Consider the following 12999-nt stretch of genomic DNA (forward strand, 5'->3'; position numbering starts at 1 on the left):
GGGATGACCTTTGATCCCTTTTTTATACATACACAAGCAAAAATAGCGGTGATTGTTTACCATCAATTTTAACAATCACCGCTACTTTTGCTTGTAATTCATGATTCAATTTTTGTTGTGTGCACAATGACACTAAATTATGTGTTTGCTATTGCCGTGTTACAACGATATGCGTCGTTGATTTAACTTATCAAGTAATTGATTTAAATTATCTAATTCGACTTCCGATAAACATTGACATCTTGCTTCAATCAATTCGCAACGTGCATTATTTATTTGTGAAATTAATGTACGTGCTTGATCAGTCAAAATTAATTCTTTACATCTTAAATCTTCGCTAGATTGTTGACTTGTGATGTACCCTTTCAAAACTAATTTCTTAATCCACCTTGAAACTATAGATTGTTCCCTGCTAATCTTCATCGTCAAATCATACTGTGATAAGCGATCGTAATTAAATAAAATACGGAGAAGTTCTAGCTGTTCAGATGTGATATCCGTGCGTTGTCCAAATCTTCTATTCACTAAGTTTAAGTCATTGTTAGTCAGTGTAATAAGTTTTTCAAGTTGTTTATACATGTTGTTCTACTCCACTACATATTATTTATAATATTATATGCTTTTTTTATAATTTTTACAATACTATTCGACACAATAGACAAATTTGTTGCATAACTAATACAAAATATAATAAATTAGTAAGAGTCTTATGGACATAAAGGAGATAAAATATGACTTCATTAAAAGAGAGAGATTATTTTTTTGACAACGCAAGAGCAATTTTAATATTATTAGTCGTATTTGGACATATGTTACAACCCTACACTAGTGGCGATAAATATTTATCAGCATTATACCTAGTTATTTATAGTTTCCATATGCCAACATTTTTGTTTATATCTGGTTATTTCGCGAAAAATATTGATAAACCATACTATTTAGAAAAAATTTCAAAACGTTTGATAGTACCTTATATGATATTTTTTGCATTCTTTTCAATATATTATTTCTTAACAGGTAAAAGTGACGAATTACAACTTGATCCTTTTAATCCAGTATTTGCGTTATGGTTTTTGATCACGCTATTTTTCTTTCATGTCATTTTAGTAATAGTTAGAAGATTTAATCCATATAAAGTGCTATCGGTTTCAATTATTATATCTATTGGAGCAGGTTTTTCAGATAACATCGATAGCTACTTAAGCATTTCAAGGACAATCGTATTTTTCCCAATATTTTACCTAGGTTACATTTTCACCAAAAAACATACGGCTATTTTTAAAAATAAAAAACTAATACCATTATCTATCATTACCTTTATTTTGTTTTTTATCATTTACGTGATTCATCCTATCAATGCAGATTGGTTATTAGGAAGTTCACCATATACTTCACTTGAAAATGAAGGACAGAGTGTATTCAGTCCTTTTAAACGACTTATATTATATGGAATTATATTAATCGCAATGACTGCGTTTCTAAATTTAATGTCAACAAAGAAAAAATTATATACTTATATTGGTAGTCGTACGCTATACGTATATTTATTACATGGTTTAATTATTGGCATTGTTAGAGGATTTGAATGGTACCCATTCGATAATCCTATATCATTAATGACGTATCTTTATTTAATAAGTATATCTGTAATCATCGTATATGTATTATCTACAAACTTTGTTTGTAAATGGACAAATCCAATAATTAATTTACAAAGACCATCACAGTTTAAAGACTCATAATTATTTAATGTATAAGTACATTAACTGTAACCACTTCATTCATTTTGAAAAGTAGTTACTACAGTGTATTTAGACATTTTTCGTTTTTCAAATAAAGCTTAAGTAATTTACCCTTTTTTGCTTTAAAAGTATGTTATGATATTATTAATTTCTAAATTTTTAGACAATATTTGATTTATATTTGAGGTGTCACAAATGAAACTTTCTTTAAATTCTAATTCTAAATATTTAAGAGCACCAAGTATTCGCCAATTTTCAAACCGCATGAATAATTTGGATGATTGTGTTAATTTAACTATTGGCCAACCAGACTTCCCGATGCCTGATGTTGTGAAAAAGGCATATGTTGATGCTATTAACAATGACAAGACATCATACTCTCACAATAAAGGGTTATTAGAAACTCGCGAAGCAATTAGTCAATACTTCAAAAATCGTTATCATTTTTCCTATGATCCTGAAGAAATTATTGTGACAAATGGAGCAAGTGAAGCAATAGACACAACGTTACGTTCTATCATAGAGCCTGGAGATGAAATTATAATACCGGGACCAATTTATGCAGGCTACATTCCACTCATCGAAGTACTAGGTGGTAAACCAATTTATATTGATACAACAGCAACACAATTCAAAATTACACCTGATGCGTTAGAAAGTCATATTTCTCCAAAGACAAAAGCTGTCTTGTTAAATTATCCGACTAATCCAACTGGCGTAGTTTTAAAAAGAAATGAAGTTTTAAATATCGTAAATGTATTAAAAAAATATCCGATATTTATAATTAGCGATGAGATTTATGCTGAAAATACATTTAGTGGTAAACATGTATCCTTCGCTGAATTTGAAGACATTCGTGATCAATTAATATTAATTGGTGGTTTAAGTAAATCACACTCAGCAACCGGAATAAGAATTGGTTTTCTATTAGGACCTCAATATTTGATTGATAAATTAACATTTATGCACGCCTATAATTGTATTTGTGCCAATGTTCCAGCTCAAATAGCATGTATAACAGCACTTAACGAAGGATTAGAAGCTCCTAAATATATGAATGAAGCTTATGTAGAACGAAGAAATTATTTAGTATCCGAATTAACTAAATTAGGTTTTGAGATTACCGCTCAACCTGAAGGCGCGTTTTATATTTTCCCAAGTATTAAGCATATCACCGATGACGATTTCGAATTTTGTGTTGATTTACTTGAATCAACACATTTAGCAATCGTTCCAGGCTCATCCTTTACAGAATTCGGTAAAGGATTTGTGAGGATTTCCTATGCTTATGAAATGGATGTTTTAAAAGAAGGTATGAAGAGACTTGCTAAATATTTAAATACTAAATAAAAATGATATGTTGAACTGGACGTCGTGAACTAAATTCATAGTACGTTCAGTTTTTTATATTCTATAAGTTTTAAATAATACTCTATAGAGACTGTAAATACTACCGAGTTATATTCCTCTCCTTTAAACACCTCACTCAAAATGATTCTATCAAAAGCTTTTAATATGCTAACTTATAATTGTTCTTCGAAACTTAAGCACTCAAATAATATATCACCACTCATATTAATCTACCTTTGGCCAAACAATTATTATTCAAACGTTACTATTTATTATTATAAACAAATACTTTCCCTTCGCTCTCAATTCCTTTCTTATTTATTCTTTTAGATAAATGCAAACAATTGACGACCTTATCAATTTAACTCAATCGAATAAAGTATAATACAATTCAATTTTAATTCCTTTAATGTTTTTGTAAACTCTAATCTTTACAAAAACTTTTTAATTTATTTATATATTCTTATTGACTTAAAAATTTTTAGTGTTATATTTAACTTGTAAATAAATTTTTTGGAGGTTTTTAGATGAAAGGTAAATTTTTAAAAGTTAGTTCTTTATTCGTTGCAACTTTGACAACAGTGACACTTGTGAGTTCTCCAGCAGCAAATGCGTTATCTTCAAAAGCCATGGACAATCATCCACAACAAACGCAGACAGATAAACAGCAAACACCTAAGATTCAAAAAGGCGGTAACCTTAAACCATTAGAACAACGTGAACACGCAAATGTTATATTACCAAATAACGATCGTCACCAAATTACAGATACAACGAATGGTCATTATGCACCCGTAACTTATATTCAAGTTGAAGCACCTACTGGTACATTTATTGCTTCCGGTGTAGTTGTAGGTAAAGATACTCTTTTAACAAATAAACACGTCGTAGATGCTACGCACGGTGATCCTCATGCTTTAAAAGCATTCCCTTCTGCAATTAACCAAGACAATTATCCAAATGGTGGTTTCACTGCTGAACAAATCACTAAATATTCAGGCGAAGGTGATTTAGCAATAGTTAAATTCTCCCCTAATGAGCAAAACAAACATATTGGCGAAGTAGTTAAACCAGCAACAATGAGTAATAATGCTGAAACACAAGTTAACCAAAATATTACTGTAACAGGATATCCAGGTGATAAACCTGTCGCAACAATGTGGGAAAGTAAAGGAAAAATAACATACTTAAAAGGTGAAGCAATGCAATATGATTTAAGTACAACTGGTGGTAACTCTGGATCACCTGTATTTAATGAGAAAAATGAAGTGATTGGAATTCATTGGGGCGGTGTACCAAATGAATTTAATGGTGCAGTATTTATTAACGAAAATGTGCGCAACTTCTTAAAACAAAATATTGAAGATATCAATTTTGCCAACGATGACCAACCTAATAATCCAGATAACCCTAACAATCCTGACAACCCTAACAACCCAGATGAACCAAATAACCCTGACAACCCTAATAATCCAGATAACCCTAACAACCCAGACGAACCAAATAACCCTGATAATCCAGACAATGGCGATAACAATAATTCAGACAACCCTGACGCTGCATAAACTTCATCTTAATTTGGATTTAGTAAATAGAAGCAAAGACTTAGCAACGCAAAATATTTTGACTTAAATGGAGGGTATTATATGAATAGTTCATGTAAATCTAGAGTATTCAATATTATAAGCATCATAATGGTTTCGATGCTTATTTTATCACTAGGCGCATTTGCTAATAGCAATAAAGCCAAAGCTGATTCACACTCTAAACAGCTAGAAATTAATGTTAAGAGTGACAAAGTACCTCAAAAAGTAAAAGATCTAGCACAACAACAATTTGCTGGTTATGCTAAAGCATTAGATAAACAAAGTAATGCAAAAACTGGTAAATATGAACTTGGCGAAGCTTTTAAAATTTATAAATTTAATGGTGAAGAAGATAATAGTTACTATTATCCAGTTATAAAAGACGGTAAAATTGTTTATACTTTAACACTTAGCCCTAAAAATAAAGATGATTTAAACAAATCAAAAGAAGACATGAATTACAGTGTTAAAATTTCAAACTTCATCGCTAAAGATTTAGACCAAATTAAAGATAAAAATTCAAATATCACTGTTCTTACTGATGAAAAAGGATTTTATTTTGAAGAAGATGGCAAAGTTAGATTAGTAAAAGCTACGCCACTACCTGGTAATGTAAAAGAAAAAGAAAGTGCTAAAACAGTTTCAGCAAAATTGAAACAAGAGTTAAAAAATACAGTAACACCTACTAAAGTTGAAGAAAACGAAGCGATACAAGAAGATCAAGTTCAATATGAAAACACATTAAAAAACTTCAAAATTAGAGAACAACAATTCGATAACTCATGGTGTGCAGGATTCAGTATGGCAGCATTATTAAATGCAACTAAAAATACAGACACTTATAATGCACATGATATTATGCGTACACTATACCCTGAAGTAAGTGAGCAAGACCTTCCTAATTGTGCAACATTCCCTAATCAAATGATTGAATACGGTAAATCACAAGGCAGAGATATTCATTATCAAGAAGGTGTACCATCATATGAACAAGTTGATCAACTTACAAAAGATAATGTAGGAATTATGATTCTTGCACAAAGTGTATCTCAAAACCCTAATGACCCACATTTAGGACATGCACTAGCAGTTGTTGGTAATGCTAAAATTAATGACCAAGAAAAACTTATCTACTGGAATCCTTGGGATACAGAATTATCAATCCAAGATGCAGATTCAAGCCTATTACATTTATCATTCAATCGTGATTATAACTGGTATGGTTCAATGATAGGTTATTAAAAAGTAATATAGATATTGATTAAAGGCAGGTAAAACTATGTATCAACTACAATTTATAAATTTAGTTTACGACACAACCAAACTCACACATCTAGAACAAACAAATATCAATTTATTTATTGGTAATTGGAGTAATCATCAATTACAAAAATCAATTTGTATACGTCATGGCGATGATACAAGTCACAATCAATATCATATTCTTTTTATAGATACGGCACATCAACGCATTAAATTTTCATCTATTGATAATGAAGAAATCATTTATATTCTTGATTATGATGATACACAGCATATCCTCATGCAAACGTCATCCAAACAAGGTATTGGCACTTCGCGCCCAATCGTTTATGAGCGCTTAGTATAACTAATTTAAATGATTTCACTTCATAAAACGGGTTGGCGAGAATTCAATTCTCACCAGCTCGTTTTTTCATTGTAATAATAATCTTTAACATTTATTCTTTCTCTATTAATTTTTCTCAAACTATCTTATCTTTATGATAATTAATTAAAAGCCCCTTTTAAATTCTTATAAAATAAAAAAGCCACTTATCGTCGCTAATAAACGACGCAAGTGACTTAATATCATATTCAAAATAACTTATGGGAATTTAGGGAATTGATCGAAGTCAGGATCACGTTTTTCTTTAAACGCATCACGGCCTTCTTTCGCTTCATCAGTTGTGTAATAAAGCAATGTTGCATCCCCAGCCATTTGTTGTAAACCAGCTAAACCATCTGTGTCAGCATTCATAGCTGCTTTAAGGAATCGTAAAGCAGTTGGTGAGTGTTTCATAATCTCTTTACACCATTGCACAGTTTCATCTTCAACTTTATCTAAAGGTACCACTGTATTTACTAGACCCATATCTAAAGCTTCTTGTGCATTGTATTGACGACATAAGTACCAGATTTCACGTGCTTTCTTATGTCCAACGATACGTGCTAAATATCCTGAACCATAACCTGCATCAAATGAACCTACTTTAGGACCAGTTTGTCCAAAAATAGCATTATCAGCAGCAATCGTTAAGTCACAAACAACATTTAGTACATTACCGCCACCTACAGCATAACCTTTTACCATCGCAATAACCGGTTTTGGAATAATACGAATTAAACGCTGTAAATCTAATACATTTAAGCGAGGGATTTGGTCTTCACCTACATAACCACCATGTCCACGTTTCTTCTGGTCACCACCAGAACAGAATGCTAAATCACCTTCACCAGTTAATACGATAACTGAAACGTTTTGATCATCACGTGCACGTGAAAATGCGTCAATCATTTCAGCAACTGTTTTAGGTGTAAACGCATTGCGTACTTCAGGGCGATTTATTGTTACCTTAGCAATCCCTTCGTAAAATTCATATTTGATTTCATCATATTCTCTAAGTGTTTCCCATTGTCTGTTAGTCATTTTGCTCCTCCTTTAAAAATCCTAATATCATTGTATCAAATTCATCACTATCTTCCACATGAATTGTATGACCTGTAGCAGAAATTAATTTACATTTACTATTAGGAATTAAATTTGCCATTTTTTTCGCAATCTGTACAAATTTTTCATCATATTCTCCAGCTAATATTAATGTTGGTACTTTAATTTCTTTCAGGCGCGGCCATAAGTTTGGCATTTGACCTGTACCATAATCTCTTAATGCTTTGGCCATTTTCTGTGGCGATTGAGACAATCGTTGTTGTCTTATTTGATGTTGTATTTCAACTGGTAATTCTAGTTGCGATTGAAATAATGGCAACTTTTCCCAATCATTAACAAATAATTCAATACCTGCTATGTCTAATACTTTAGCACGTGCATCATCAACAAGACGGCGTTCCAATTGATTTGCTTCTTCTTTAATACCTGGTGACGTACTTTCTAATATCAAGTTAGATATAGAGATGTGACCATTAATTGCATAATATAATGCAACACGCCCACCCATTGAATATCCAAACAATGTTATTGATTTATCTTTATATTTATCTAAAATTCGGTCTAACAACGTCGTAATATAATCAAAATCCCACGTTTCATCCATTGAAGACTGATCTTCGCCATGTCCTGGTAAGTCTATAGTGATGACATGACAGATATCAGTATATTTATCGATGTGATTATGATAAGTACGACTGTCGCTAAGAAAACCATGCAGTAATACTAAAACTTGATTGGTCTCAACGTTTGCTTCATAGTAATTATAATGTGTCATGAATCATTTCACTCAATTTCTGATATAAAATTTGATGCTGTTTAAAGTTATCTTCGCGATTCGTTATCAATTCATAAATCGTCGAAGTTTCAGATAACAATGTGGCATTTTTAAATTCTGAAACACTGTTAAAACGTTTAAAATCGAATTGATATAACTTAGCTGTATACTCGAAATCCAATCCCGTCGGTGTGCCAAACAACCGTTCAAAATAGTCGGTTGCACTTTCTTTTTGTGGTAAATATGAAAAAATACCGCCACCATCGTTGTTCAATAATACAATATTCATCTGAATATTATTTAATTTTGACATTAATAGTCCATTCATATCATGATAAAATGACAAATCACCGATCAATAATGTTATTCGTTTATGCACAGCCATACCCAGTGCAGTTGAAACGATACCATCAATACCATTCGCACCACGATTCGCATAGACATCTATATTTTTATTCAATAACAAGTTATCTACATCTCTGATTGGCATACTATTACTAATAAATAATGCATCTTTTTCAGATGTTTTCTTAATCAATTCACCAACGAATGCACTCTCATCTGTAGCTTGTTCCAAATAACATTTAATTTCTTTACGCCCTTTTTTCTCTAAGCATTGCCATTTTTCTAACCAACTTACGCGATTAACTGTCGTGTCTTCCATTAATGACCTAAAGAAATCATTCGCAGATATTTCATATGAAATATCTGGTGCTATTGGAAAGACATCAATCTTATCATTGTTTTGCACTAATATTTGAAATGCATCAGTTTTCTTTAACCATTGATTCAACTTTTTAGAAATCACTGGTTTCCCAACACGAATTACGAAATCCACATTTAAGTCTAAGCCGCTTCTAAACAACAAATCATATGTACAGATAACATTCGGATGATCAAATTTTCTTAAATGACTTAAAGGATCAGCTAAAATAGGCAAATCATATATCGTTGAATACGTCAGTATTTGATCAACTTCTTGGTGCTGCATATCCCCTACAATAATTAAACCTTTTTTCTTATTTAAAATGTGTCTTAATGCCGATGCATCTATACTTTTTTGATAGTGCGGTAAAATCTTCATCTCAGAAGTTAACAATTCTGTTGCATTCAAATCAGGTGTTAACGGATCTCTAAATGGCAAGTTAAAATGAATTGGCCCTTTATGTGGTCCATATAAATATTGACTAGCAATTTGCATTTGATAATAAATTGCATCAATGGTCTCTTTACTATCATCCGCAATAGGCATATCGAACTCATAACTTACATAATTATTAAACATATTTACTTGATTAATCGCTTGTGGTGCGCCTACACTTCTTAATTCATGCGGACGGTCACTTGTTAAAACGATTAATGGAATTCTACTAATTTGGCTTTCAGCAATTGCAGGCGTATAATTCGCTGCTGCTGTACCTGACGTACATAATATAGCGACAGGTCTTTCACTGCCTTTAATTAACCCAACTGCAAAAAACGCAGCACTTCGCTCATCGGGGTGTATCCATGTTTTAATATTTGGATGTGCTTCAAATGCCAGTGCAAGTGGCGTTGAGCGTGATCCCGGACTGATAACTACTTCCCTTACGCCGTACGCATATAACTCAGATGCAAATGTAAAAACTTGCTTCGTTAAAGCTGCTTTATGATTTCCCATTCATATCGACTCCTAATGCATTCATCATAGGTGTGAACTTAAGATTCGTTTCTGCCAATTCACTATCTGGATCAGAATCTTTAACAATGCCACACCCAGCAAATAAAGTTGCTTGTGCTTTCTTAATAAGCATCGAACGAATTGCAACAATAAATTCACAATCATCATATATATCTATATAGCCAACCGGCGCACCATATAATCCTCGTGTACCAAATTCTTTCTGTTCAATAAAATCCATCGCAAATTCTTTTGGATAGCCACCTAAAGCAGGTGTTGGATGTAAATTATCAATTAAACTAATATACGAATCATCCTTCAGTGGCGCCTTTATTTCAGTGTACAAGTGATATAAATGATCATTTTTTAGAATTTTAGGCGTCTTATCATAATGTAATTCAGTGATATAAGGTTTAATATCATGTAAAATACTGTCAACAACAAATCGATGTTCGATTAAATTTTTATTATCTTTTAAAAATGCTTCAACATTTTTTGTATCTTCGTCCTCATCTTGTGAACGTTTAATTGTACCTGCTACAGCTTTAGTCGATAGTATTTTATTATTGACCTTTATTAATTGTTCAGGTGTTTGTGAAAAGAATATAGAATCTTGTGATTCTAACAAGAATATATAACTATTTTTTTCTTTAGAATATGCTTGCTTTAGAATATATGGAATACTGATATCTTTATCGAACTTTATTAACCGTCTACGTGCTAGTACAATTTTTTCTTCATTATTAATAGATTCTATTGCTTCTACTACAAGTTGACGCCAGTCATCTTTATAAATATCTTCATTTCTAGTAATTTCCCCAATTTGCTCGTCCACATCTATATCCGATATATTGTTGAACAAATCCATTAAATCGTTCAATGCCTCAACAGTAAAACTTTCCCTTTTAACTGTATAAGTTAAAAATGTCCCATTATTATCAGTTGAAATTAAAACTTCAGGTAATACAAAATGATTTAGTCCAAACTCTCGCCATTCATCATCTGATTTATGACTTGAAAATTGGAACCCTCCAACAACTCGAAGATGATGTTTCTCAGATTGCGGATGTATAAATGTGATGTTATGTTTTAATTTTTCCCAGTCTTTAAAAATAGATTGTTTATTTTTAGAATTATTTTTGAATAATTGAATTGCTTTGTAGCCAAAATATGACGTTCGATTATCATTCAAACGCATATAAAAGCGATCTCCTGCCTCATTGTCAGTGAGATGAAATAATGTGCTCGGGTCTAGTGACTGTGATAATTTCACTTCAACTGAAACCCATTCCTTTGAGCTGTCATATATCTCTTTGACAATATCGTCCTCTAATACGCCCGTAGCCATCCATTTCACTTCTTTCTTCGTCTTTTTTCACTCATTATTATATTGTATCATTTTTGGATAATTGTGTTACAAGAATTGCTTAAACTTATCTTGCAATTTTTCACGTCAATTGACCTTTATGCTACTTTCTATTAAAATATCTTTGTTATAAAAAATATGATTTAAAGAGGTTTTGTATTCAATGAGTAATCAATATCAGCAATATTCTACAGTTAAGAAATATTGGCATTTAATGCGTCCTCATACATTAACTGCTTCCGTAGTACCCGTTTTAGTTGGTACAGCAGCATCTAAAATATATTTTCTTGGTAGCGAAGATCATATTAAAATCAGCCTATTCATTGCCATGTTACTAGCATGCTTACTTATTCAAGCAGCAACTAATATGTTTAACGAATACTATGATTATAAAAAAGGCCTTGATGATCATGAATCTGTAGGCATTGGTGGTGCCATTGTACGCAACGGTATGAGCCCAGAGCTTGTGCTACGATTAGCCATTGCATTTTACATCTTAGCAGCAATATTAGGTTTGTTTTTAGCTGCTAACTCTTCATTTTGGTTATTACCAGTTGGATTAGTATGTATGGCTGTTGGTTACCTATATACAGGTGGCCCTTTCCCTATTTCATGGACGCCTTTCGGTGAATTATTCTCAGGCGTATTTATGGGTATGTTTATTATCGTTATTGCATTCTTTATTCAAACTGGTAATATTCAAAGTTATGTAATTTGGTTAAGTGTTCCTATAGTAATCACTATTGGTTTAATTAATATGGCTAACAATATTCGCGACCGTGTCAAAGATAAAGCAAGTGGTCGTAAAACTTTACCCATTCTATTAGGTAAAAATGCTTCTTTAACATTTATGGCAATCATGTACTTTATCGCTTATGCCTTTATTGTACTTACGATCATTATTAAACCTGGTGGCTCATTATTTTACTTACTTGCGTTGTTATCATTCCCAATGCCTGTTAAATTTATCAGACGTTTCAAGAAGAATGATACACCGCCTACAATGATGCCAGCAATGGCTGCTGCTGGTAAAACAAATACATTTTTCGGTTTATTATATGCATTAGGTATTTATATTAGTGCATTATTTGCAGGCATTTAATATAAGATGATTCTACTCGGCAATCGACTTACATCGAACTGTCGAGTTTTTTATTTAACAATTAAATGATGATACATGTGCTTGTATAATTCAATCTGTCCATCAGATATAAAGCCTACTTTGTGATATAACTTTAATGCTGCTTCATTATTAATATCGCAATTCAAACTCCATTTAACATGTGTATTTGATTCAAGTAATGACGTTAATAACTTTGTCGCGATGCCTCTACCTCTATATGCTTCAAATGTCGCAATTGTTTCTATATAATACTCATCGTCTTTAGCTTCTTTTACAGGTAATGGCGTGCCATATTGTTTTATTTCTTCTGGCAAGTCAAGTAGTTCCCATGCTTTTTCATATTTCAATTCATTTTCACCGCTATAGCTAATAATACAACCTGCTACTTTATTTTCTACTTCATAAACTAAAATATGCTGATAAAAAGTTCGATATGTTGCATCAACACAGCTTTTTTCAATTGCATCTAATACCATGTCTTTAGGTAGATGCTTTACCAATTCTAATTCCATATCATCCCAAACCATATAAACTAACTTCGCAATATCAAATCGGTCCTCTGGACGTGCTTGACGTATCACTATGTCATCATTCCCTTTTACGTTATTAACATTTATTATATAGAAATTCTAGCTTATTTTAAAAAGATATACTTATAATTTTAGAAAGTTTGAAAATTCTAAAGTTAGAAATATTGGTTTTCACAAT

14 protein-coding genes are annotated in these 12999 nt (G+C 31.9%); 6 read left to right on the top strand and 8 right to left on the bottom strand.

What is annotated here, in order from left to right:
• Positions 1-22 precede the first annotated feature (22 nt).
• Together JV528_RS09730 and JV528_RS09735 are read right to left on the bottom strand one after the other, a co-directional pair.
• The gene (locus JV528_RS09730) at positions 23-133 is read right to left on the bottom strand and encodes a hypothetical protein (protein WP_001788579.1); all 111 of its coding nucleotides are present in this window, start codon (positions 131-133) and stop codon (positions 23-25) included.
• 26 nt (positions 134-159) lie between these two features.
• Complete coding sequence (locus JV528_RS09735) at positions 160-579, bottom strand: MarR family transcriptional regulator (RefSeq protein WP_000278015.1); 420 nt, start codon at positions 577-579, stop codon at positions 160-162.
• 152 nt (positions 580-731) lie between these two features.
• On the opposite strand from JV528_RS09735, the gene JV528_RS09740 reads away from it, so the two are divergent.
• The 5 genes from JV528_RS09740 (at position 732) to sspC (ending at position 6287) form a co-directional block, all read left to right on the top strand.
• The gene (locus tag JV528_RS09740; protein WP_000202431.1) at positions 732-1742 is read left to right on the top strand and encodes an acyltransferase family protein; all 1011 of its coding nucleotides are present in this window, start codon (positions 732-734) and stop codon (positions 1740-1742) included.
• A gap of 195 nt (positions 1743-1937) precedes the next feature.
• Complete coding sequence (locus JV528_RS09745; protein ID WP_000777585.1) at positions 1938-3092, top strand: aminotransferase class I/II-fold pyridoxal phosphate-dependent enzyme; 1155 nt, start codon at positions 1938-1940, stop codon at positions 3090-3092.
• Between the two features lie 527 nt (positions 3093-3619).
• Positions 3620-4657, top strand: a complete 1038-nt coding sequence (sspA, locus tag JV528_RS09750) for a trypsin-like serine peptidase (RefSeq protein ID WP_204177216.1) — start codon at positions 3620-3622, stop codon at positions 4655-4657.
• A gap of 81 nt (positions 4658-4738) precedes the next feature.
• Positions 4739-5920 (top strand): cysteine protease staphopain B, encoded by a 1182-nt coding sequence (sspB, locus tag JV528_RS09755; protein WP_001088784.1) that lies wholly within the window; start codon positions 4739-4741, stop codon positions 5918-5920.
• 37 nt (positions 5921-5957) lie between these two features.
• Complete coding sequence (sspC, locus tag JV528_RS09760) at positions 5958-6287, top strand: staphostatin B (RefSeq protein WP_000284457.1); 330 nt, start codon at positions 5958-5960, stop codon at positions 6285-6287.
• Positions 6288-6524: 237 nt separating this feature from the next.
• Here the strand turns inward: sspC and menB are convergent, their stop codons facing one another.
• The 5 genes from menB to JV528_RS14675 are packed head-to-tail and all read right to left on the bottom strand — an operon-like array spanning position 6525 to position 11181.
• Positions 6525-7346 carry a 1,4-dihydroxy-2-naphthoyl-CoA synthase gene (gene menB, locus JV528_RS09765; protein ID WP_000184945.1) on the bottom strand — a complete coding sequence of 274 codons (822 nt, stop codon included), beginning with the start codon at positions 7344-7346 and terminating at the stop codon, positions 6525-6527.
• Positions 7339-8142: a 2-succinyl-6-hydroxy-2,4-cyclohexadiene-1-carboxylate synthase gene (menH, locus tag JV528_RS09770; protein ID WP_204177212.1), complete on the bottom strand. Its 804-nt coding sequence runs from the start codon at positions 8140-8142 to the stop codon at positions 7339-7341. The genes menB and menH overlap by 8 nt, the downstream gene beginning before the upstream one ends.
• Positions 8129-9802 carry a 2-succinyl-5-enolpyruvyl-6-hydroxy-3-cyclohexene-1-carboxylic-acid synthase gene (menD, locus tag JV528_RS09775; RefSeq protein WP_000526687.1) on the bottom strand — a complete coding sequence of 558 codons (1674 nt, stop codon included), beginning with the start codon at positions 9800-9802 and terminating at the stop codon, positions 8129-8131. Before menD ends, menH begins: the two co-directional genes overlap by 14 nt.
• Positions 9789-11123, bottom strand: coding sequence for an isochorismate synthase (locus JV528_RS09780; RefSeq protein WP_223200555.1), 1335 nt, complete (start codon positions 11121-11123; stop codon positions 9789-9791). Before JV528_RS09780 ends, menD begins: the two co-directional genes overlap by 14 nt.
• Entirely contained in the window at positions 11104-11181 is a 78-nt protein-coding gene (locus JV528_RS14675; protein WP_072357920.1) for a hypothetical protein, read from the bottom strand. The genes JV528_RS09780 and JV528_RS14675 overlap by 20 nt, the downstream gene beginning before the upstream one ends.
• A 150-nt stretch (positions 11182-11331) precedes the next feature.
• Here JV528_RS14675 and JV528_RS09785 point away from each other — a divergent pair, with 150 nt between their 5' ends.
• Positions 11332-12270 carry a 1,4-dihydroxy-2-naphthoate polyprenyltransferase gene (locus tag JV528_RS09785; RefSeq protein WP_204177211.1) on the top strand — a complete coding sequence of 313 codons (939 nt, stop codon included), beginning with the start codon at positions 11332-11334 and terminating at the stop codon, positions 12268-12270.
• Positions 12271-12320: 50 nt separating this feature from the next.
• Here JV528_RS09785 and JV528_RS09790 read toward each other — a convergent pair whose 3' ends face one another.
• On the bottom strand, positions 12321-12872 hold the full coding sequence (locus JV528_RS09790; protein ID WP_000620951.1) for a GNAT family N-acetyltransferase: 552 nt from the start codon (positions 12870-12872) through the stop codon (positions 12321-12323).
• Positions 12873-12999: the final 127 nt, after the last annotated feature.

It is taken from the genome of Staphylococcus sp. GDB20D11A (assembly GCF_016893255.1).
Lineage (GTDB): Bacteria > Bacillota > Bacilli > Staphylococcales > Staphylococcaceae > Staphylococcus > Staphylococcus aureus.